The organism is Flavobacterium sp. UBA5153 (genome assembly GCA_002413745.1).
In the GTDB taxonomy this organism is placed as follows: domain Bacteria; phylum Bacteroidota; class Bacteroidia; order Flavobacteriales; family Flavobacteriaceae; genus Flavobacterium.
In genome coordinates this window covers 1-18,754 of the sequence record DHXP01000081.1, presented here as the reverse complement: position 1 = coordinate 18,754, position 18,754 = coordinate 1, and the positions used below count along the sequence as shown (strand labels likewise).

Genomic DNA, 18,754 nt, shown 5'->3' with positions numbered 1-18,754 from the left:
TATAGTTTCTTTCCTAAAAAACCATCAATAGTCTATAATACAATTAATACCAGTCAATTACAACTTTTTTGATTAATCGAATTCAGGTTACTACTAATTTTTGTAGGTGAGAAATGGTTTTTGTCACGAAACAGGATAAAATCAGAAAACTAATACGCATCAAATCATGAAAATATTCATAATAATATACAAGATGTCCACAAGGTGCTCCAAGTTCATGATGCATCCGGAAGTGAAATAAGATCATACGAGAGAGAGATTATTTATCGCTCCAAGGTGCCGGAACTAATACGGCTATTGCCCCGAAGAGCGCAACGGAATCGTTCTAAATATTGTGTTCTCAAAAGGTATAGAACAGAACGACAATCTTGGCTTAACCGACCATTTCGATTTATATTATGGTTTAGCCGACAAGCGGATTGGAGAGGTAAGACTTGATTAGCTGGAGATATTGCCACTGGACGCAAAAGTGTAATGAACGGGTTGATATAAACAATGTAATTTATGTCAAAGAAATGTAAATGTGTGAATTATATAAATATAATGAGAAACTTTGCAACACTTTCCATACTTAAAAGAATCATATTTGTTTATTGAAATAGTTATTATTAAATAAATAAATCATGAAAACAGTACAAAAAATCGTCTTACTTATTGCTTTAGTTGCTGTGTTGGCATCCTGCCAAAACGGAACAGATGTAAACAAAATTCTTTCAAATCAGGATACAAAAAGGGCAATCATGGACACCATTGCGAATGACAGTAATCTGTCTGCAGAAACGATAGGGGCTATGATGAATAATGAAAATGGTAAAATGATGATGATGGGAAATGGAAATAGGAATACGATGATGATGCAAAATAATCCTGCTTTGATGCAAAGTATGATGACTGGTATGATGGAAACATTTAAAGGTGATCCAGCAATGATGTCCTCTATGAGTTCTGTCATAATGAGAAATCAGCAGATGATGGATATGATATATAAAAGTAGGGATGGAAATAGGGGTATGAATAATATGAATGGCATGAATAATAACACCAAATAGAAAATCATGAAGTATTATATCAGCAAAAAAATCAATGCCGACTTTGATCAGGTGGTTCTGCTTGTAACCGAATCTTTAAAAAAAGAAGGATTTGGAGTACTTACCGAAATTAACCTTCAGGAAAAACTGAAAGAAAAATTAAATGTTGATTTCCGAAAATACAAAATACTTGGAGCCTGCAATCCTGCTTATGCCTACAAAGCAATACAGATGGAAGACAAGATTGGAACCATGCTACCTTGTAGTGTTATCGTTCAGGAATTGGAAAACAATGAAATTGAAGTTGCGGCAGTTGATCCGGTTGCTTCGATGATGGCTATAGAAAACCCCGATTTGGTCGGAATAGCAGTTGAAATAAAAGAAAAACTCGAACGGGCTATTGCAGCTTTGTAACAAGAATTTATAAAGATCTAATGTATTAATTTAAATAGGTGTATTATGATGGAAGGTATGAATAATGGTTGGGGTATGAATAATGGATGGGGAATGGGATATGGTTTTGGCTGGTTTATCGGCCTTATTATTCTTGTGGTTGTTATTTGGGTGGTTGTTAAACTAGTGAATCAAAACAAAAAATAATAGTTTCATTTAAAGAGACTGTTTAAATTTCGAATAAGGAAAGTAAATGGTATAAAAATCTAAAGAACCATTTTTAACAATCATACATCATTCGGCTTGTATTATTTTTATATGAAATAGTACGCAAAAGTGTGAATGATGCAACTCTTTTTATTAATTCTGTAACACATATCCGTCTATAGGCGATTAACTTTATTTCTTAAAAATTAAAACAATTAAAATGAAAAAAGTACTGATTACCTTGGATTATGATTCTACTTCACAGAAAGTTGCTGAAAGAGGTTATACAATGGCTAAAGCAATGCACGCTGAAATTATATTGCTGCATGTAATCTCAAACCCCATATTGTATTATAACTCATATGCTGGCTTATTTACTGGAATGATTCCACCGCAAATTGAAAATGTAGATCAATTAAAAACGATAGCTCAAAAGTTTCTTGATAAAACAAAACATGATCTTGGAAATGAAACCATTCGAACACTTGTCAAAGAGGGTGAAACTGCTTATTCAATATTGGAAACAGCTAAAGAACTGGATGCTGATATAATCGTGTTAGGCACGCACAGCAGAAAATGGTTAGAAAATATACTTATGGGAAGTGTTGCTGAAAAAGTACTAAAAGACACGACTTTACCACTTTTCATCATCCCAACTAAAAAAATAGATGAATAAAATATTCACAAGAATTAATATTAAACTATTCATGAATTTTAAAACACAGCAAATACAGGTACTCTATATTTTTCCAATTTCAATTGCCTGATTAACCCATTGAGTCAATAATTAAAAACATCGAAATGCTAAAAATAATGAAAGATTTACCAGACAAAGTGCTGGGAGTTACAGCTGAAGGGAAAATAACCGGAACAGATTATGAAACTATTTTAATTCCTGCTTTAGAGGAAAAATTGAAGACAAACAAAAAAATCCGGATGCTCTATCAGCTTGGAAACAGTTTTACTGGATTTGAGATGAGTGCCATGCTCGATGATGCCAAAATGGGATCAGGCGAATTTGTACTAATGAACCGAAGCTGGTATAACCGCGCTGGCGTGGAAAAAGTGATGGGTTTCTGCACCGAGAAGGAATACAAATCATTTTTTACGGAAGTTGAATTGTTTGAAAATATACTCGTGGATGCAGGCTTCATCATTTTGAAATATTATCTTGATATCAGTCAGGAGGAACAACAAAAAAGGCTGAAAGATCGCGAGACAGATCCACTGAAACAGTGGAAAATAAGTCCTATTGATAAAGAGGCAAGCAGGTTTTGGAAAGATTATTCTGAAGCTCGGAATGAGATGTTGCTGAGAACCAATTTCAAATATTCTCCATGGTATGTGGTGACAGCTGATAAGAAAAAAACGACTCATATTGCGCTCATTAGCCATCTTCTAAAGCAGTTGGAATACCACAAAAAGGATAAGGACTTATTATCAAATGATTATGAATTGGTTTATCCTGCTACACATGAAAACTTTAAAGATAAGCTTTTCTGATTCCGTATTAAAATCATAAGAATTTATAACGTTTAAAATGGAGACCATTCTAAAACATAAAAACAATCTTTTAATTCAGGGTGAAATTATTTCTGTCTGCGGTAGCGTTATTGACGCATGGTTCAAAAATAATTTACTTCCTATTTATACATTACTTCACACGGGCAAGGATAAAAAGATAGCCATTGAAGTATTAACCCAGCTTGAAGCACATCGAATAAGAGGAATTGCGCTAATGCCTACCCAGGATTAGCACGTGGTATGATGGTAGAAACCGATGGAAAACAACTTACAGTACCCGTTGAAAAAAAAATAGGCAAGATGTTCGATTTTTTTGGCAACACTATTGACCACGAGAAGCCTTTATCACTGAAGTTGAAAGACTTAATATACACCAATCACCGCCACCATTAGCAAAACGGTCAACAAAATCGGAGATTTTTGTAACGGGTGCAATAGAGAAATAATTGGCTAATTTGAAAATTGATGAAAAACAAATTATTAAAGAAGTGTTTTAAATGTACAAGGCAACAATAATTTAATATTTATAACAATTGGAAAATCAATTGACAAAACAACATCTGGAATGGCTAGAGCAGAATATATTGAAGTTGAACCCAATGTCCGGCTTCATGTTACAGATTTAGGAGAAGGTAGACCTGTTGTGTTAATACCCGGTTGGCCGCTAAGCGATGAAATGTACGAATATCAATACAATTATTTGATAAATAATAACTTTCGGGTAATTGGTATCACATTAAGAGGTTTTGGTAAATCGGATAAACCTTACGGAGCGTATAATTACGATGTACATGCCTTAGATATTAAAAAGGTTTTAGACAAACTGAATATTTTAGATGCCGTTTTATGTGGCTTTTCAATGGGTGGAGCCATTGCCGTTTGTTATGTGTCGTTGTATAATGCATCTCGTGTTTCAAAGTTGGTTCTGGCAGGAGCAGCAGCTCCTATTTGGACACAACGCGAAGATTTTCCCTATAATCTGACCCAAATGCAGTTGATGATTTAATTGCTTTGAATTATAAAGACAGACCCATGCTTTTGACCAACTTTGCAAAGATATTTTCGGCTACCGAAACCTCGTTAAATAAAGGTATCGGTAATTGGCTGAATGCAATTAATTTAAGCGCATCTTCTTATGCCACAGGTAAATGTTTAGTAACTTTGCGTGATACTGACCTGAGAAATGATTTGAAAAAGATAGAAATTCCGACCTTAATTATGCATGGCAAAAAAGATAAAATTTGTTCGTTCGATTTGGTAGAACAAATGAAAGCAGAAATCTCAAATTCTCACATCGTTGCTTTTGAGCATAGCGGTCATAGTCTGTTCCTGGAAGAAACTGGGAAGTTCAATGCTGAACTGATCAAATTTGCACAAGAATAAGCTGAATCAGGATCAACCTACAAAATAAAAAAAATAAATAACATTATGGAAAAGAACTTAAACAAAAAAAGAGTAGCTGTCATGGCTACAGATGGTTTTGAACAATCGGAATTTAAGAAGCCAATAAAGGCTCTCAAAAAAGAAGGGATTTTAGTGGATGTAATATCATTAAAAGAAGGAAAAATAAAGGGCTGGAAAGAAACAAAGTGGGGTGATAAATTTAAAGTAGATGTAATTATAGACAATGCACATTCTACCGATTATGACATGTTGGTATTGCCGGGCGGTGTGTTGAATACCGATACATTGCGTACGAATGAATCGGCCGTAAAATTTGTAGCTTATTTTTTTGAACAAGGGAAACCGATTGCTGCTATTTGCCATGCCGGTTCAATATTAATTGAAACCGGATTATTGAAAGGGAAAAAGATGACATCGTATAAATCAATTAAAACAGATTTAATCAATGCGGGAGTAAATTGGGTAGATGAAGAAGTAGTAGTGGACGACAAACTCATCACGAGTAGAAGCCCGAAAGATCTTCCGGTTTTTTGCAAAAAGATGATTGAAGAACTAAAATAATGATATAGAAAAAGCTGTATTTTTTAAAACCTGATTTATGAGTAAAAATGTATCGGATCAACTGGTGGAATCATTGGTTGAAGCAGGCATTCAACGAATTTATGCTGTAACCGGAGATAGTCTTAATCATGTCAATGCAGCAATACATCGTAACGGAAAAATCAAATGGATTCATGTCCGTAACGAAGAAATGGCTGCATTTGCAGCAGGTGCCGAGGCACAACTAAATGGTCTGGCATGTTGTGCCGGAAGTAGCGGTCCTAGGCATGTTCATCTTATCAATGGTTTGTATGATGCACATCGTTCATCGGCTTCTGTATTGGCTATTGCTTCGACCATTCCTACCAAAGAATTTGGAATAGGTTTTTTCCAAGGAATAAACATAATTAAACTTTTTGACGATTGCAGTTGCTACAACCAAGTTGCTACTACACCTGCTCATTTGCCACGCATGTTGCAGACCGCTCTTCAGCATACCTTGCATAAAAAGGGATAGCTATCCTAAATTTAGGTGAGGCAATTCTTATTGGCTTATCTGAAAAAGTAAATTTTATTTAGTCAATTATGAAAAAAACTTTTATTAAAATAAAGAAATTTTTTAAGGTTTTCGGGCCAGGGGTGGTTACCGGAGCGGCTGATGATGACCCGTCAGGAATCGCTACTTATACTCAAACCGGAGCCAAATTCGGCTATGGACAACTATGGACAGTGATAGTTATGCTGCCACTCATGGTAGCTGTTCAAGAAGCCTGCGCACGGATTGGCGCCGTAACCGGTCACGGTTTAGCGGCCGTAATCAAAGCTAATTATAGCAAAAAGGTCCTTTATGCAGCTGTCTTACTTGTGGTTGTTGCCAATACAATTAATATCGGCGCAGATATTGGCGCTCTCGCGACCGCGGCCCAACTGATAATTCCTGTCAATTTTGTCATTTTAACTTTAGGTTTTACGGCCCTGATTCTAGTTTTAGAAATTTTCACTTCCTACCGAGTTTATTCGCGTATCTTAATATGGTTGGCTTTAACTCTACTAGCCTATCCGCTCACACTCTTTATTATTGACAAGCCCTGGCAGACGATTATTTCCGCTACTTTTTGGCCGCATGTGGAATTAAATTTTGAATTTTTCTTCATCATTACTGGCGTCTTAGGTACAACAATTTCTCCTTATATGTTTTTCTGGCAGGCTGCGCAAGAAGTTGAGGAGGAAAAGGCTCAACATTTAATGAGTCGGGATGGAACGCCTAAAATTGGAGAAAAATTCATCAGAAATCTACGTATTGATAATTTTTTGGGCATGATATTTTCTGAAATTGCTACCTGGTCAATAATTGTAGTGGCCGCCACCGTTTTACATCAGAATGGCGTTACTGACGTCACATCTGCCGCTGATGCCGCCAAAGCGCTGGAACCTCTCGTTCAGACTTTTCCTCATGCAGGCTTCTTAGCTAAATTAGTCTTTGCTATAGGTATCATAGGTCTGGGCTTATTAGGCATTCCCATATTATCCGGTTCTGCAGCTTATGCTTTATCTGAAGCATTTAACATGAAAGAAGGGCTTAACCTTAAATTAAAGAAAGCTCACGGTTTTTATGGCGTAATTACTATTGCAACGCTTATTGGTTTAATGATTAATTTTATCGGCATTAATCCGATTAAAGCACTGGTTTTTACCGCCGTTTTTAATGGAGTGGCCGCTGTACCTTTAATCTTTTTGATTGCCAGAATCGCACGAAATAAAAAAATTATGGGTGAATACCGCAGTGGGTGGTTGTCTAATACTACAGTTTGGATTACATTCATAGTTATGCTGGCATCTGCGGTTGCGATGTTTTACACTTTAGCCCAAGGATAATCCGCCTTTTCGAAAGTTTAAATCTTCAACACCAGTAAACCCAGTATTATTGTCAATTGAAAAAACTGATTATCAATATTCTTTCCCTCAATAATAAGATTATAAAACGTAAACAAAATGTGGTGGCAGTATTTATTGGTTTTTATCGGGTCCTTTTTGTTTGATGTGGTACCTTTCCCATTTCCACCAGCTTTTACCATCATGGTTTTTCTGCAAATCATGTTCGGTCTGAACATTTGGTTGGTAATTGGAATTGGAGTTGCCGGTTCCATTTTGGGGAGATACATTCTCACTTTATATATCCCTTTTCTGGCTGGAATAATTTTTAAGCGGTCAAAGACCGAGGATGTCAAGTTTCTTGGGAAAAAGATGAAAGAAAAGGGACGGCAAAGCCAGTTGATAATAATAGCCTACTCTTTATTGCCACTTCCAACGACACCGCTATTTTTGGCCGGTGGTATGGCTAAAATAAAACCATTGTACATTATTCCAGCATTTTTTGTTGGCAAATTCTCGAGTGATGCTATTACTGTGCATATAGGTAAATATGCCTCAGATCATGCCGAAAGCATGGTAGAAGGAGCTTTATCATGGAAATCAATTTCAAGTTTAGTGGTTGGATTAATTCTGATTAGCGCTATTTTATTCATTGACTGGCGCACACTCATCCAGAAGAAAAAATTTCAGTTGAAATTTAAGATATGGAAGTGACTGATAAAAGTCACCATGGAATATTGTACCGTGGATTAGGAAAATACCTATGTCATTTAGGAATTTTGCAACATGACTGAAAATGTGTGAATGATGTAAATATTCTAAAAAATATTGTAACAATTATTATGACAAAGAGAATCATCTTTGTCTTATTGAACCAAAAAATGCTAATATGAAAGGATTTAATAGTAACATAGAAAAGGATTCTCTGAAAAATGAGAATTTCAGAAAAGTATTATACACGAGCAAATATCTTCAACTTGTGCTAATGAGCTTAAAACCGGGTGAAGAGATTGGTGAAGAAACTCATCTCAATATTGATCAGTTTTTCCGGTTCGAAGCAGGAAACGGCAAATGCATTATTAATGGAAATGAATATAAGGTGGAAAATGGCGATGTGATTGTTATACCTGCTGGTTCAAAGCATAATGTTATAAATACAGATGCTGTAAAAGAATTAAAAATGTATACTATCTATGGTCCTCCTAACCATAAAGACGGCATTATTAATGCAACAAAAAAAGATTCTGAAAAGAATGATGTGAAATTTGACGGAAAAACAACGGAATAAATCTCAGTAAAATCCACAAAAAGGATTTCCTGCATAATCCTTTTTGGATAAAACTGTGTATTGTCATCTGTGGTGCGGAGCAATTTGATAGTTTTGAATTATTTATTTACTTTTTTTTAGGTTGAGATTGGAGCAAGTGTTAAATTGATGCCGCCAGCAGCCTGCGATCATTATAAATAAGAATAAAGCATGTCTGAAAACATTAAAGTAATATGGTTAATTAAGCCGGGAGATAATGATTATCTGGCATCGTTGTCTTATCTTGGTTTAATATTCAGCAATAAAAGCGCGAAAAAATTGGTCAAGGCACTCAGGAAAGCACCAATTACGTCATTTAATGCGAAAGATATATTTAGATCATCGGGTTTATCATTACTTGGCATAAATAACGGACACGTTGAAAGAAATACTGAAAAATTACAGTCTGGAATTGGATTGCCACCGGTTCTTTTGGTTCGCTATGACAGGCAACGGCAGTTAATAATTGCGGACGGATATCATAGGTTGTGTTCTGTCTATTTAATTGATGAAGATGCGGATATTCCGTGTAAAATTGTTTAATGTCTGATAATGAAGTTGCTTGTAAGTCATAGAAAGCAAGAATGTTACGTTTATTTTCCAAATAAGGATTGGTCGTTATAAATACCATAAACATTTTTTTAAGTTTATCCATGGGCTGGGCATCAATTATTTCCATTTCAGGTTTACCCGGGAAAAAATCCTCATCTTCTTAAAAACATCTCAATAAAAGACATAACCTACCCAAAAATGTGTGAATGATATAACTATTCACAAAAGTTTTGTAACACTTGCAGTGTCGCAGTCTCCTAACTTAGTTCTCTCAATATTCATTATTAAAACATACACACATGAAAGGGAACGAAAAATTAATTACAGTCTTAAATTCGCTTTTGGCAGATGAACTTACTGCCATAAACCAGTATATGGTGCATTCTGAAATGTGCGAAAACTGGGGTTACGGAAAGCTTCACTTGGACATAAGAAGTCAGGCAATGGATGAAATGCACCATGCCGAGTGGTTGATTGAGCGAATCATTTTCTTCGAAGGTGCGCCAACCGTTTCAAAACTCAATCCGATGAAAATTGGCAAGACAGTTCAGGAAATGATCAGTAACGACAATGGCGATGAACTTGATGCAGTACATGCATACAATAATGCGATTAAACTGGCCCGTGAGGTTGGAGATCAGGGCACTGCGGACTTGCTGACTAAAATTCTGAAAATGGAAGAAGGCCATGTTGATTGGGCTGAAATACAACGAGCTCAAATTGAACAAATGGGAATTGAGAATTATCTGGTCAATCAGATAGATAGTCCAGCAAGCTAAATCATTTGAATTTGGAATAAAAGGCAATTACCAAACAGGAGTAAAATCAGGATATGTCTGTGCTTTAATAAGAGCAGTAATCTATCTGTTCAATACTGAAAATAATCAATTCAATGAAACAACATCTGGTGAAAATCAAATCAATTAAGCACATCACTCCAGATGTGTTGCAAATTGTTACCGAAAAACCTCATAAATACACTTTTACCCCAGGTCAAGCCACCGAAATCGCGATAAACAAACCTGGTTGGAAGGATAAAAAAAGGCCTTTCACTTTCACTTCCTTACCTGTCGATGATTTCCTGCAATTTACCATCAAAACTTATCCTTCGCACAAAGGCGTAACCAATGAACTTCTGCAGGTGGAAGAAGGTGATGAATTGATTCTGCACGATGTTTTTGGTGCAATCGCATACCAAGGCGAGGGTTTATTTATTGCCGGAGGAGCAGGAGTCACCCCATTTATTTCTATTTTCAGGTATCTTCAACTGAAGAATGAAATACGCGGGAACAAGCTTATTTTCGCCAATAAAACGAAAGATGACATTATACTTGCAGTCGAATTCGAAGAGCTGTTGGGCGAAAATTTTATCAATATTTTATCCGAAGAAAGAACAGATGGGTATGCATACGGGCAAATTGACGAGGAATTTCTTAAAGCCAACATTTCAGGTTTTAATCAGCAATTTTATGTATGCGGCCCTCCGCCCATGATGGATGCTTTGGAAAATCAACTGGCAAATTTAGGAGTAGCTAAAAAAGCAATAACTGTAGAAGCAATATAAATAAAACAACATCATGCGATATATGGGAAATAACAGAATATCTGTAAATAATCACACAATCAGTTACAACGATGAAGGACCGGACGAGGCGCCTGTAATCAGACTGATCCGAATGCCCTCGCCATGCCTCCCAAGTTGGAATTTGACCAGATGAAAGGCTTTGCTTTATATATGGGTAAAATGATGTTAAGCGGGCGTATGGATGAAGTATTTAAAGTTATTTCGTCCAATTTTAAACATTTGGGTGAGGTAATATAAAATTTATTAGTGATGAAATCATTGAAACCAAAGATTGTAATTGTAGGCGCGGGAAACGTAGGTAGCACGTTCGCTTTTTCGTTAATGATTAGCGGCCTGGCGCGGGAAATTGTTTTAATCGACAAAAATGAATTGCTCGCCAAAGGTGAATGCATGGATTTAAATCATGGACTTAGCTTTGCTCACCCTACAAAAATATATGCTGCAGGGTTTGAAGGTTGCAAAGATGCAGATATTGTTGTAATTACAGCAGGTGCAAATCAAAAGCCAGGGCAGAGTAGAACAGATTTAGTACAAGAGAATGTAGCAATATTTAAAGATATTATACCTGCTATTTCAAAATATGCAAGTAATTCTATTCTTTTGGTTGTTACTAATCCTGTTGACATTCTTACTTATGTGACGTTAAAAATATCGGGGTTTCCTTCAAACAGGGTTATTGGTTCAGGAACGGTGCTGGACACTGCACGGCTAAAGTATATGATAAGCGAATTTTATAAAGTAGATGCCAGCAATATTCACGCCTACATTATCGGAGAACATGGCGACACAGAACTTCCCGTTTGGAGCAATGCGACCATCGGAGGCATGGATATCGAAACGTATTGCTCTGTCTATGCCCGGAAGACGAATGCAAGAATTGAATTGGCCGAAATATTTGAGAAAGTTAAGAATTCGGCTTATCAGATTATTCAGGCAAAAGGGGCAACTAACTATTCTATTGCATTAGCCTTGGTTAAAATTACCCAGGCAATCGTGAGAAACGAAAATTCTATTCTGCCTGTTTCCACCTTAATTACCGACTTCTACGGAATAAGCGATGTCTGCATAAGCATCCCTGCGCTCGTCAATATTACAGGTGTTGAACAATACGTGAAACTCAATTTGTCCGATCAGGAACAAGAACTATTTATACATTCGGCCAATACCCTAAAAAATCTTATAAAAACAATCAACCTTTAATTTTTTTATTCTTGAATAAAACATAACACGATGGAGCAGATTAAATCACAAACCAAGATAATCGCAACTTTAGGGCCGGCAACTTCCTCTAAAATGATTATTTCCGATTTAATTACGTCAGGAGTTGATGTATTCAGGTTAAATTTTTCGCATTCCTCAAAAGAAGAATATTTGAGGCTAGTCATTCTGATTAAAGAATTGAACCTAGAATTGGGAACCAACGTTGCCATCATGGCCGATTTACAGGGGCCAAAGCTCAGGGTGGGCGAAATTGAAAACAACCTGATCGAACTGGAAGAAGGTGATGTTATAACCTTTGTTACTGAAAAATGTGTCAGACAGAAAGATCATATTTACATGAGCTATCAGGAATTCCCGAAAGATGTAAATGCCGGTGAAGTAATTTTAATAGACGATGGCAAAATAAAGCTGGAAGTGATTGAAACCAATAAAAAAGACACTGTCAAGGCCAAAGTTGTCTATGGGGGGGCGCTTTCTTCACATAAAGGGGTAAACCTGCCCGGCACCAAAGTTTCGCTGCCATGCCTGACGGCCGAAGATATTTCGAACGCTATTTTTGCGCTGGCACATGGTGTCGACTGGATTGCAATGTCATTTGTCCGGAAGGCTTCGGATGTTATTGAACTAAAAGAGCTTATCAGCAAAAGTAATTGCAATGCCGGTGTAATTGCCAAAATTGAAAAACCGGAAGCGCTCCTTGAGATAGATCAGATTATTGAGGCGGCCGATGGGATCATGGTCGCGCGCGGCGACTTGGGCGTTGAAGTGCCTTTTGACGAAGTTCCTTTGTTCCAGAAACAAATTGTTGAAAAATGTATCAGGCAGTCCAAACCGGTGATAATTGCCACTCAAATGATGGAAAGCATGATTACCAATTTCAGGCCTACCCGGGCCGAAGCCAACGACGTGGCCAATGCCGTACTTGATGGCGCTGATACACTAATGTTAAGTGGTGAAACCTCTGTAGGCCGGTATCCTGTTGAAACCATAAACAACATGCACCAGATTATTATTTATACGGAGAATCACGGAAATCCATTTGACAAACAACACGAACCAACAAAAGGAAATTCTACATTTCTGGCCGATTCTATATGCCTCAATGCAACAAGGCTGGCCAAACAAGTCGGAGCTAAAGCAATCATTGTATTTACACATTCTGGGTATACCGCAATACGGATATCCAGCCATCGACCCAAATCCAAAATATACGCCTTTACCAATAACAAAAACATTTTGCATAAAATTTCGTTGGTCTGGGGAATAAGACCTTTCTATTTAGATACTTACAATCATTTAGACCAGACGATTCCGGAATCAGTAAAAATTCTGAAAGATAAAAAATTGCTCACCGAAGGTGATTGTGTGGTTTATGTCAGCACCACCCCGCTTAAACTTCACGGAAGCACCAATATGATGAAGGTGAGTTATATATAAGAAAGTTTGAAGTTGGATATTCAATTTAAATTTAAATCATGAAAACCAATACTTTGATGAAGAACAAACAAAAAAATAATGCAAGACAATTGATTCTTTTACGGCATGGCGAAAGTGTATGGAACAAGGAGAATCTTTTTTCTGGTTGGACAGACGTAGATTTGTCTGAACACGGAAAAGAAGAAGTAATAAAGGCAGGTCTGTTACTAAAAGAACGCGGGTTTACTTTTGACGTGGCTTTTACCTCGGTACTGAAACGCGCAATTCGAAGCCTCTGGATCGTACTCGATGAAATGGACCTGATGTGGATTCCAGTTCACCGAGATTGGCGTTTGAACGAACGCCATTACGGTGCACTTCAGGGATTGAACAAATCAGAAACAGCCAAAAAATATGGAGAAGAACAGGTACAATTATGGCGTCGAAGTTACGATGTCCGTCCCCCTGCCCTCGAAATGGAAGATCCGCGGCATCCGTGCCATGATCCTCGTTACAGGCATCTCCTGAAGGAACAACTCCCCGCTACGGAATGCCTGAAAGACACGGTAGCCCGTTTCCTTCCCTGCTGGCATAATCGTATTGCACAGGAGTTAATAGGCGGGAAGACAGTATTGATTGTCGCTCATGGGAATAGCCTTCGTGCACTTATCAAGTATCTCGACAACGTGTCCGATACCGACATCGCAACTATAAATATCCCGACAGGAATTCCACTAGTTTATGAACTGGATGAAGAGCTTCATCCCATCCGCCATTATTACCTCGGTGATGAGGTAGCTGTTCAAAAAGCGATGCAGGCTGTAGCTAACCAGGCATCAGTAAAACACTAAATGATGATAAATAATGAAATGATGGAAGATTCAAAGATGCATTTACAGGAGCTTATAAATACCACGAAGTTATTGGTCGCCGACAATAAAGGTTTGTTGGCAATGGACGAAAGTTATCCAACCTGTAATAAACGATTTGCAAAACTGGGAATTCCGCAAACAGCAGAACTCCGGCGTGACTATCGCGAAATGATTGTCACAACCGCCGGATTGAATGAAAGTATAAGTGGAGCTATCTTGTTCAACGAAACAATTCATCAACAGTTGAAAGATGGAAGTTCGTTTATCAAAGTTCTGAACAATAAGGGAATTATTCCCGGAATCAAAGTTGATGGCGGTACTGTAGCTATGGCAGGGCATCCGGGAGAAAAGATTACCGAAGGATTGGATAATTTACGCTACCGACTCGAAGAATATGCTAAGATGGGACTTCGCTTTGCCAAATGGCGGGCTGTAATTACTATTGGAAAAGGTATTCCAACACAGGCATGTATCCAAGCAAATGCACATGCATTGGCCCGTTATGCTGCATTATGTCAGGAAGCCGGACTGGTTCCGATTGTGGAGCCTGAAGTACTGATGGATGGCGATCATACGATGGAACGTTGTTTTGAAGTGACCGAACAAGTACTACATACGGTTTTCAATCAACTTTATAAACAAGGAGTTATGCTCGAAGGCATGATTCTAAAACCAAACATGATTGTACCGGGATTGGCTTGTAAAAAACAAGAATCGATTGATGAAGTAGCTAATGCAACAGTCAAATGCCTATTACGTACAGTTCCGGCAGCAGTTCCGGGCATTGCATTTCTGTCAGGTGGCCAATCTCCTGAGTTGGCTTCGGCTCGTCTGAATACTATGAATGTACGGTTTAAGAACAAACTTCCGTGGGAATTATCATTTTCATTTGGTAGGGCTATTCAAGAGCCGGCATTGGATATTTGGCACGGAAAAGAAAAGAATATACCGGCAGCACAGAAAGCTTTGTATCATCGGGCAGTGTGCAACCGTGCTGCGCGTCAGGGTGAATACAATATCGAAATGGAAAGGAAATAAACATGTCAGTAATAGAAAACACAAAGGATCAAATACCTCTGTATCCCATTCGATTCGAACCAATCTACCAGTACCGGATTTGGGGTGGCCGACAATTGGCAAACCTGCTTACTGCTCCGTTACCAGACAACGACCCAATCGGTGAAGCTTGGATGCTAAGTGATCGAGATGATCATGCAAGCCTTGTTGGCGATGGACCTCTTAAAGGGCAAACTATTGGACAATTAATGAAAAAGTTTCAAGAACAAATGATGGGAAAACTGACCGGAAAATTCAACCGATTTCCTTTACTACTCAAATTCCTCGACGCGCATGAAAGGCTCTCCGTTCAGGTGCATCCATCAGATATGCAAAAAGATTTTATACCTGAAGGTGAACATGGAAAGACTGAAGCATGGGTGGTGTTAAAGTCGGGGCATGAAAGCCGTATTTATGAAGGTCTGAAATCGGGAACAACTGCTGAAAAACTGCGTCAATCGATTGCAAATGGTACAGTTGAAGAACACCTCAGTTATTTCACTCCTAAGTGTGGCGACTCCGTTTTCCTGCCTGCCGGAACTGTGCATGCACTGGGCGGCGACATTGTGGTATTTGAGGTTCAGCAAAATAGCGATGTAACGTTTCGTTTATACGATTGGAATCATATCGATGCCAAAACCGGACAGCCACGGGCACTTCAAATTGATCAGGCGATTGCATGCATTGATTTTACCCAAGGAGAAAAAGCTTCTGAAATTCCGGTGTTGGAAGAACAAAAATCTGTTTTGCGTGAGCGTCTTTTTCAATGTGAATATTTCCGGCTGTGGCGACTAAGCGGGAAATTACCCTTTACTGTCGGCGAAAAAGAGATACCTCGTGTACTGGTTTGCATTGATGGTGAAGGTAAATTGAAATACAATAATACGTCATATATAATACGAAAAGGCGATGTTTGGCTCCTTCCTGCAATAGTTGGTTCTTGCTTGTTTTGTCCGAATGCAACAGTCAGTTTGTTGGAAATAGCACTCCCAGAATAAAGTTTTTATTGTCCTAAGGTTTAAACATTTACCAAAAGGACAAATTAATTATAATAAAAGAAATAACATAATGAAGAAACTTATTGTATTTGATTTAGACGGAACACTTGCAGAAAGTAAATCGTCACTCGATACTGAAATGGCATCACTGCTGCATAATTTGCTCGGTATTGTCAAAGTTGCTATTATTTCAGGTGGCGGATGGCCGCAGTTCGAAAAACAAATTCTCTCCAATCTTCAATATGATAAATCGTTGAAAAATTTGTCACTACTTCCAACTTGCGGCACCCAATTCTATCAATATGACGGATTCTGGAAAAAAATATATTCAGAAGATTTCAACTTTGACGAAAAACAAAAATCATAGATGCGTTGAATGATGCACTTATTACTGTTGATTTCAACATAGAAAAAGCCTGGGGTGAAACTATTGAAGATCGTGGAAGCCAGATAACCTATTCCGCATTGGGTCAGCGAGCTCCAATCGAAGAAAAAGAGAAATGGGATCCTGATTTCACTAAACGAAAGAAGATGAAAATTCTCCTTGATAAACTGATTCCGGGATTTTCAATAAGCCTGGGTGGCACAACATCTGTCGACATTACCAAACCCGGAATTGATAAAGCTTACGGAATCATGAAACTTCGCGATACATTTAACATCGAAATTGAAGAGATGATTTTTATTGGTGATGCAATATTTCCTGGAGGAAACGATTATCCGCCCAAAGAAGCTGGTGTAGCGTCAATCAAGATAAAAGGTCCTGAAGAATCGAAACGGGTAATCGAAACGATTATTGCTTGTTTGGAAACTATATAACAAAACACACAGAAGAGGCAGAAATATGAGCGGATTAAAATTGCAACGAATGATTCTAATGGTGCCATAACCCAGCATTCTTCCTAAAATACTCTGGTCTACATTTACGCTTTCAATTTTGCTCAGGTTCATTTCCAATGTTTTTCTGCTTATAAAACCTGTCTTAACAATGATGCGCTTATTTGTTATGGCAAATTCATCGGAATAGCGGTCTAACATAGGAGCAATGAATAAAGTAAAAATAGCTCTCAAATTGCAGAATATAATCCAATGATAGGTCGTTTCAAATTCAATTTGTTCGTCCTTGATCAAATTTTCTTGAATATAATTTCCCATTTCGCTATTTTTTTTATTGTACTTTATGTCACTGCTAGCCATAAAAAAACGCCGTAAAACATAAGTTTTACAGCGTTTTAGCCCTTTTTGTATTTCTACTGGCGGAGAAAGAGGTTCTTTCGAATTCCACGTCAAGCCAATGTTTTCAATGCTTCGCAAAGCTATATTTTACAGGGTACCAACTAGGGTACCAACCGATTAGAAACTTTCAATGTACTAATGAAACAAAGATAGGAGTTATTCCCAAGATAAAGTTATAATTTTTTTTGGATAGTTTATTGTAAGTAGTAAAAACGATATAATGTCGTATTTTACTTTTAAATAAATTTAGATAATTATTTGAAAAACAAATAATTAAGCCCTTTTAATAATGCGACAACAAATCGTTCCAATTACTTAACAGTAAAATCTTTAAGAAAATTTGCTGTTCCTAATAGTGGTGGTGCGTTGTTGTGTTCAAAACAATCTTTTTATTGTAGTTATTAATGAGTTCATTAACAAGTTGTGATTCTTCAGAATAATAATCATTTTCAGCAACTTCTTTATTTCGTCTGCAATTTCAGAATAAACAGTTCTGTTATCTTTCCACACACAAAAAAGTTTTCTTATAGATGGTATGTATTTATTTAATTCATTTATTTTTTTTAACTCATCATCTGTTAGTATCTCATATTTTCTCATATACAAATATAAATTATTTCATCTTGTACTTCTGAAAATAAAAAAAGTTTCACTTCTAACAATAGTGAAACTTTTTGTTTTACCTCATTCCTTACCAATAAAGGGCTAACACGTTTTTTGTCAAATCATTAATCAAAATAGTTTCACTTATATTTATTTTTACTTGTTTGTGAAACTATTTTTTATTATCTTTACGATATAAATATTTACACCATGAGCCTAAAAAATTCTGTCACCACAAGCGATTATATGAACTTTGATTCAACTTTGAACAAATCGATGAAGATTATCAAAACCGATAAAAATTACAAAATTGGTTTTCTGGTAGTGTTCGGGATAAACTCTGGACTAAGAATTTCAGATATTTTAAAACTCAAGCATGAAGATTTAAAAAATGATTCGATTTCATTAATGGAATCAAAAACCAATAAGAAACGAATTATCCGATTAAACGATAATATAAAAAAAGCCTATGCTCTATTAATAGAAAGAAGTCCAGAAACCGATGGGTACGTGTTTTCGTCAAATCAGAATACCGTTTTCAGCATCCAATATGTGAACAGAACACTAAAATCTATGTTTGGCACCAAAACTTTATCTATTAGCTCACACTCACTACGAAAAACGTTTGGACGTCAGGTTTGGTCAAACAACAATGAGACCGACAAAGCCCTGATATACCTTAGCGAGCTGTTTAATCATTCATCACCTGCGATTACAAAAAGATATTTAGGTATAAGACAAGAAGAACTGGACGATATTTACATGAGTTTGTAAAATAAATCTATAACAAAAAACTATTAAAATATAATTTTACATAGTTAAATAAAATAACTCTTAACATTTACTTAAGTAACAAGAATAAAATAATGTCGTATTTTGTTGTTTGTATGTAATATTTTTTGTATATTTATCTCATTATGAGATATATAACACTTAAAAAA

Annotated in this window: 24 protein-coding genes and 1 pseudogene; 23 read left to right on the top strand and 2 right to left on the bottom strand. The window is 36.9% G+C overall.

Annotated elements, in window-relative coordinates:
- Nucleotides 1–623: 623 nt before the first annotated feature.
- From B2145_RS17580 to B2145_RS17520, 13 genes and pseudogenes are all read left to right on the top strand, one after another.
- The gene (locus B2145_RS17580; RefSeq protein ID WP_291105266.1) at nucleotides 624–1,049 is read left to right on the top strand and encodes a membrane or secreted protein; all 426 of its coding nucleotides are present in this window, start codon (nucleotides 624–626) and stop codon (nucleotides 1,047–1,049) included.
- 6 nt (nucleotides 1,050–1,055) lie between these two features.
- On the top strand, nucleotides 1,056–1,442 hold the full coding sequence (locus B2145_RS17575; RefSeq protein WP_291105263.1) for a DUF302 domain-containing protein: 387 nt from the start codon (nucleotides 1,056–1,058) through the stop codon (nucleotides 1,440–1,442).
- 45 nt (nucleotides 1,443–1,487) lie between these two features.
- Nucleotides 1,488–1,628, top strand: a complete 141-nt coding sequence (locus tag B2145_RS17570) for a hypothetical protein (protein WP_291105260.1) — start codon at nucleotides 1,488–1,490, stop codon at nucleotides 1,626–1,628.
- A gap of 220 nt (nucleotides 1,629–1,848) precedes the next feature.
- Nucleotides 1,849–2,304, top strand: a complete 456-nt coding sequence (locus B2145_RS17565; protein ID WP_291105258.1) for a universal stress protein — start codon at nucleotides 1,849–1,851, stop codon at nucleotides 2,302–2,304.
- 137 nt (nucleotides 2,305–2,441) lie between these two features.
- Complete coding sequence (locus tag B2145_RS17560) at nucleotides 2,442–3,131, top strand: STAS/SEC14 domain-containing protein (protein ID WP_291105255.1); 690 nt, start codon at nucleotides 2,442–2,444, stop codon at nucleotides 3,129–3,131.
- Nucleotides 3,132–3,168: 37 nt separating this feature from the next.
- Complete coding sequence (locus tag B2145_RS17555) at nucleotides 3,169–3,384, top strand: hypothetical protein (protein ID WP_291105253.1); 216 nt, start codon at nucleotides 3,169–3,171, stop codon at nucleotides 3,382–3,384.
- Between the two features lie 333 nt (nucleotides 3,385–3,717).
- The gene (locus B2145_RS17550; RefSeq protein ID WP_291105251.1) at nucleotides 3,718–4,158 is read left to right on the top strand and encodes an alpha/beta fold hydrolase; all 441 of its coding nucleotides are present in this window, start codon (nucleotides 3,718–3,720) and stop codon (nucleotides 4,156–4,158) included.
- A gap of 5 nt (nucleotides 4,159–4,163) precedes the next feature.
- On the top strand, nucleotides 4,164–4,535 hold the full coding sequence (locus tag B2145_RS17545) for an alpha/beta fold hydrolase (protein WP_291105249.1): 372 nt from the start codon (nucleotides 4,164–4,166) through the stop codon (nucleotides 4,533–4,535).
- A gap of 45 nt (nucleotides 4,536–4,580) precedes the next feature.
- Nucleotides 4,581–5,117, top strand: a complete 537-nt coding sequence (locus B2145_RS17540; protein WP_291105246.1) for a type 1 glutamine amidotransferase domain-containing protein — start codon at nucleotides 4,581–4,583, stop codon at nucleotides 5,115–5,117.
- A 37-nt stretch (nucleotides 5,118–5,154) separates the two neighbouring features.
- A pseudogene (locus B2145_RS17535) lies at nucleotides 5,155–5,610 on the top strand (thiamine pyrophosphate-binding protein); the annotation flags it as partial.
- 71 nt (nucleotides 5,611–5,681) lie between these two features.
- A complete protein-coding gene (locus B2145_RS17530) occupies nucleotides 5,682–6,971 on the top strand; it encodes an NRAMP family divalent metal transporter (RefSeq protein ID WP_291105240.1) in 1,290 nt (429 codons plus the stop codon).
- Between the two features lie 117 nt (nucleotides 6,972–7,088).
- On the top strand, nucleotides 7,089–7,682 hold the full coding sequence (locus B2145_RS17525) for a hypothetical protein (RefSeq protein WP_291105237.1): 594 nt from the start codon (nucleotides 7,089–7,091) through the stop codon (nucleotides 7,680–7,682).
- A 175-nt stretch (nucleotides 7,683–7,857) separates the two neighbouring features.
- Entirely contained in the window at nucleotides 7,858–8,256 is a 399-nt protein-coding gene (locus B2145_RS17520; RefSeq protein WP_291105234.1) for a cupin domain-containing protein, read from the top strand.
- Nucleotides 8,257–8,608: 352 nt separating this feature from the next.
- Here the strand turns inward: B2145_RS17520 and B2145_RS17515 are convergent, their stop codons facing one another.
- Entirely contained in the window at nucleotides 8,609–8,905 is a 297-nt protein-coding gene (locus B2145_RS17515) for a hypothetical protein (protein ID WP_291105232.1), read from the bottom strand.
- Nucleotides 8,906–9,125: 220 nt separating this feature from the next.
- Here B2145_RS17515 and bfr point away from each other — a divergent pair, with 220 nt between their 5' ends.
- From bfr to B2145_RS17470, 9 genes are all read left to right on the top strand, one after another.
- On the top strand, nucleotides 9,126–9,605 hold the full coding sequence (bfr, locus tag B2145_RS17510) for a bacterioferritin (RefSeq protein WP_291105229.1): 480 nt from the start codon (nucleotides 9,126–9,128) through the stop codon (nucleotides 9,603–9,605).
- Between the two features lie 113 nt (nucleotides 9,606–9,718).
- Entirely contained in the window at nucleotides 9,719–10,390 is a 672-nt protein-coding gene (locus B2145_RS17505) for a flavodoxin reductase (protein WP_291105227.1), read from the top strand.
- Between the two features lie 270 nt (nucleotides 10,391–10,660).
- Nucleotides 10,661–11,611 carry an L-lactate dehydrogenase gene (locus B2145_RS17500; RefSeq protein WP_291105225.1) on the top strand — a complete coding sequence of 317 codons (951 nt, stop codon included), beginning with the start codon at nucleotides 10,661–10,663 and terminating at the stop codon, nucleotides 11,609–11,611.
- Nucleotides 11,612–11,641: 30 nt separating this feature from the next.
- Nucleotides 11,642–13,069 (top strand): pyruvate kinase, encoded by a 1,428-nt coding sequence (gene pyk / locus B2145_RS17495; RefSeq protein WP_291105223.1) that lies wholly within the window; start codon nucleotides 11,642–11,644, stop codon nucleotides 13,067–13,069.
- A 56-nt stretch (nucleotides 13,070–13,125) separates the two neighbouring features.
- Nucleotides 13,126–13,899 carry a 2,3-diphosphoglycerate-dependent phosphoglycerate mutase gene (gene gpmA / locus B2145_RS17490; protein WP_291105269.1) on the top strand — a complete coding sequence of 258 codons (774 nt, stop codon included), beginning with the start codon at nucleotides 13,126–13,128 and terminating at the stop codon, nucleotides 13,897–13,899.
- Nucleotides 13,900–14,958, top strand: a complete 1,059-nt coding sequence (locus tag B2145_RS17485) for a class I fructose-bisphosphate aldolase (protein ID WP_291105220.1) — start codon at nucleotides 13,900–13,902, stop codon at nucleotides 14,956–14,958.
- A gap of 2 nt (nucleotides 14,959–14,960) precedes the next feature.
- Nucleotides 14,961–15,974: a type I phosphomannose isomerase catalytic subunit gene (locus B2145_RS17480; protein WP_291105218.1), complete on the top strand. Its 1,014-nt coding sequence runs from the start codon at nucleotides 14,961–14,963 to the stop codon at nucleotides 15,972–15,974.
- 70 nt (nucleotides 15,975–16,044) lie between these two features.
- The gene (locus B2145_RS17475) at nucleotides 16,045–16,341 is read left to right on the top strand and encodes a hypothetical protein (RefSeq protein ID WP_291105216.1); all 297 of its coding nucleotides are present in this window, start codon (nucleotides 16,045–16,047) and stop codon (nucleotides 16,339–16,341) included.
- Between the two features lie 5 nt (nucleotides 16,342–16,346).
- Nucleotides 16,347–16,793 (top strand): HAD hydrolase family protein, encoded by a 447-nt coding sequence (locus B2145_RS17470; protein WP_291105214.1) that lies wholly within the window; start codon nucleotides 16,347–16,349, stop codon nucleotides 16,791–16,793.
- Here the strand turns inward: B2145_RS17470 and B2145_RS17745 are convergent.
- Nucleotides 16,719–17,012, bottom strand: a complete 294-nt coding sequence (locus B2145_RS17745; protein WP_414654638.1) for a PH domain-containing protein — start codon at nucleotides 17,010–17,012, stop codon at nucleotides 16,719–16,721. The two genes, B2145_RS17470 and B2145_RS17745, sit on opposite strands and share 75 nt — an antisense overlap.
- Before the next feature lie 1,011 nt (nucleotides 17,013–18,023).
- Here B2145_RS17745 and B2145_RS17465 point away from each other — a divergent pair.
- A complete protein-coding gene (locus B2145_RS17465) occupies nucleotides 18,024–18,587 on the top strand; it encodes a tyrosine-type recombinase/integrase (RefSeq protein WP_291105211.1) in 564 nt (187 codons plus the stop codon).
- Nucleotides 18,588–18,754: the final 167 nt, after the last annotated feature.

Coding starts and splice junctions, on each gene's coding strand:
- B2145_RS17580 (WP_291105266.1), top strand. CDS start 624: ATGAAAACAGTACAAAAAATCGTCTTACTTATTGCTTTAGTTGCTGTG.
- B2145_RS17575 (WP_291105263.1), top strand. CDS start 1,056: ATGAAGTATTATATCAGCAAAAAAATCAATGCCGACTTTGATCAGGTG.
- B2145_RS17570 (WP_291105260.1), top strand. CDS start 1,488: ATGATGGAAGGTATGAATAATGGTTGGGGTATGAATAATGGATGGGGA.
- B2145_RS17565 (WP_291105258.1), top strand. CDS start 1,849: ATGAAAAAAGTACTGATTACCTTGGATTATGATTCTACTTCACAGAAA.
- B2145_RS17560 (WP_291105255.1), top strand. CDS start 2,442: ATGAAAGATTTACCAGACAAAGTGCTGGGAGTTACAGCTGAAGGGAAA.
- B2145_RS17555 (WP_291105253.1), top strand. CDS start 3,169: ATGGAGACCATTCTAAAACATAAAAACAATCTTTTAATTCAGGGTGAA.
- B2145_RS17550 (WP_291105251.1), top strand. CDS start 3,718: ATGGCTAGAGCAGAATATATTGAAGTTGAACCCAATGTCCGGCTTCAT.
- B2145_RS17540 (WP_291105246.1), top strand. CDS start 4,581: ATGGAAAAGAACTTAAACAAAAAAAGAGTAGCTGTCATGGCTACAGAT.
- B2145_RS17530 (WP_291105240.1), top strand. CDS start 5,682: ATGAAAAAAACTTTTATTAAAATAAAGAAATTTTTTAAGGTTTTCGGG.
- B2145_RS17525 (WP_291105237.1), top strand. CDS start 7,089: ATGTGGTGGCAGTATTTATTGGTTTTTATCGGGTCCTTTTTGTTTGAT.
- B2145_RS17520 (WP_291105234.1), top strand. CDS start 7,858: ATGAAAGGATTTAATAGTAACATAGAAAAGGATTCTCTGAAAAATGAG.
- B2145_RS17515 (WP_291105232.1), bottom strand. CDS start 8,905: ATGGTATTTATAACGACCAATCCTTATTTGGAAAATAAACGTAACATT.
- bfr (WP_291105229.1), top strand. CDS start 9,126: ATGAAAGGGAACGAAAAATTAATTACAGTCTTAAATTCGCTTTTGGCA.
- B2145_RS17505 (WP_291105227.1), top strand. CDS start 9,719: ATGAAACAACATCTGGTGAAAATCAAATCAATTAAGCACATCACTCCA.
- B2145_RS17500 (WP_291105225.1), top strand. CDS start 10,661: ATGAAATCATTGAAACCAAAGATTGTAATTGTAGGCGCGGGAAACGTA.
- pyk (WP_291105223.1), top strand. CDS start 11,642: ATGGAGCAGATTAAATCACAAACCAAGATAATCGCAACTTTAGGGCCG.
- gpmA (WP_291105269.1), top strand. CDS start 13,126: ATGAAGAACAAACAAAAAAATAATGCAAGACAATTGATTCTTTTACGG.
- B2145_RS17485 (WP_291105220.1), top strand. CDS start 13,900: ATGATGATAAATAATGAAATGATGGAAGATTCAAAGATGCATTTACAG.
- B2145_RS17480 (WP_291105218.1), top strand. CDS start 14,961: ATGTCAGTAATAGAAAACACAAAGGATCAAATACCTCTGTATCCCATT.
- B2145_RS17475 (WP_291105216.1), top strand. CDS start 16,045: ATGAAGAAACTTATTGTATTTGATTTAGACGGAACACTTGCAGAAAGT.
- B2145_RS17745 (WP_414654638.1), bottom strand. CDS start 17,012: ATGTTAGACCGCTATTCCGATGAATTTGCCATAACAAATAAGCGCATC.
- B2145_RS17465 (WP_291105211.1), top strand. CDS start 18,024: ATGAGCCTAAAAAATTCTGTCACCACAAGCGATTATATGAACTTTGAT.